Annotated in this window: 2 protein-coding genes; both read left to right on the forward strand. The window is 75.2% G+C overall.

From position 1 onward, the window contains the following. Nucleotides 1–377 (forward strand): hypothetical protein (locus AB0C29_RS47245; RefSeq protein ID WP_360834764.1); only part of this gene is annotated, 377 nt, incomplete at its 5' end. Between the two features lie 115 nt (nucleotides 378–492). Then, on the forward strand, nucleotides 493–1,652 hold a 1,160-nt coding region (locus AB0C29_RS47250), incomplete at its 3' end, for an Hsp70 family protein (RefSeq protein ID WP_360834766.1).

Consider the following 1,652-nt stretch of genomic DNA (forward strand, 5'->3'; position numbering starts at 1 on the left):
TGACCGTGCTGGTGGCCGGCGCCGCGCTGACCGCCTGGCTCGCCCCCGGCCGGCTCCCGTTCCTCGACCGCCGGGCCGGGCCGGCCACCAGCTCCGCCGCCCCACCCGCGGGCGCGGTACGCCGGCCGTACGTGATGGTCGACTCCCGCCCGCAGCTCGCCCCGACCGACCGGACCGCCGCCGAGGCGACCTTGACCCAGCTGACCGCGGTCGGGTTGCCGGTGCGGCTGGTCGACAGCAAGACGTCCGACGAGATCGCCGACGGGACCAACGGCTTCTGGGTGGTGCTGCGCGACGGTTTCGGCTCCGCCGAGGAGGCCGACGCCTTCTGCGCCCGCTACCGAGGGGTGACACCGCAGTGCGAGGTCGTCCGCTGAGGTGCCGCCGTCGTGCCCGATCGGGCAGCGGACGCGCCCGCGAGGCCGCACGTCCGGCCATCTTCGGCCGCCCGGCGACCGCCCTACCGTCAAGAGCACGCTTCGGGAGGACCTCGTGGAGTACGGCCTGGGTGTCGACCTCGGAACCACCTGCACCGCGGCCGCGGTGCGGGTGGGGGAACGCCTGGAGATCGTCCAGCTGGGCACCCGGCGGCCGGAGATCCCGTCGGTGGTGTTCGTCAAGGCCGACGGCGAGATGCTGATCGGGGACGCCGCCGACTGGCGCGGTGACGCCGAGCCGGACCGGCTGGTGCGCGAGTTCAAGCGCCGGATGGGCGACCCGGTGCCGATCATGGTGGCCGGGTCGCCGTACTCGGCCCACATGCTGACCGCCCGGCTGCTCCGGCACGTCGTCGACACCGTGACCCAGCAGCGGCAGCAGCGACCGGGCCGCATCACCGTCGCCCACCCGGCCAACTGGACCCGGTTCAAGCGGGACTTCCTGAGCCAGGCCGCGCACCTGGCCGAGCTGGACGACGTCGCGTTCCGCACCGAGCCGGAAGCGGCGGCCCTGCAGTACGCGGCGGCCGAGCAGCTCGGGACCGGCGAGACGCTGGCCGTCTACGACCTGGGCGGCGGCACGTTCGACGCCGCGGTGCTGCGCCGCAGTGCCAGCGGCTTCGAGCTGCTGGGCGAGCCGGAGGGCATCGAGCACCTGGGCGGCGGCGACTTCGACGAGGCCGTGCTCGATCACGTGACGACCATCCTCGGCGGCCCGTTCGCGGAGCTGGATTTTGACGACGACGACGTGGTGGTCGGGCTGGCCCGGCTGCGCCGCGACTGCGTACGGGCCAAGGAGAACCTGTCCGCGGACACCGAGACCAGCGTGCAGGTGGCGTTGCCGGGGCTGCACCAGCGGGTCCGCTTGAACCGCTCGGAGTTCGAGGCCCGGATCGGCCCGCCGCTGGAGCAGACGGTGGCGGCGATGCGCCGGGCGTTGCGGTCGGCCGGTGTCGCGCCGGCGGAGCTGCGGTGCATCCTGCTGGCCGGCGGCGCCGCCCGCACTCCGCTGGTCGGACAGCTGCTGGCCGCGGCGTTCGACCGGCCGCTGGTGCTGGACGCGCATCCGGAGCACAGCGTGGCGCTCGGGGCGGCGCTGACCACCGGCCCAGCTCCCGTGCCGGCGGCGGCGCCCGCACCCGCTCCGGCGCCCGCGGTGGGGACCGCGTCGATACCCGTGGTGGTCGCCGCCCCGGTCAAGCGCCGCGGGCGGTG

The sequence above is a fragment of the Actinoplanes sp. NPDC048791 genome (genome assembly GCF_040650095.1).
Lineage (GTDB): Bacteria > Actinomycetota > Actinomycetes > Mycobacteriales > Micromonosporaceae > Actinoplanes.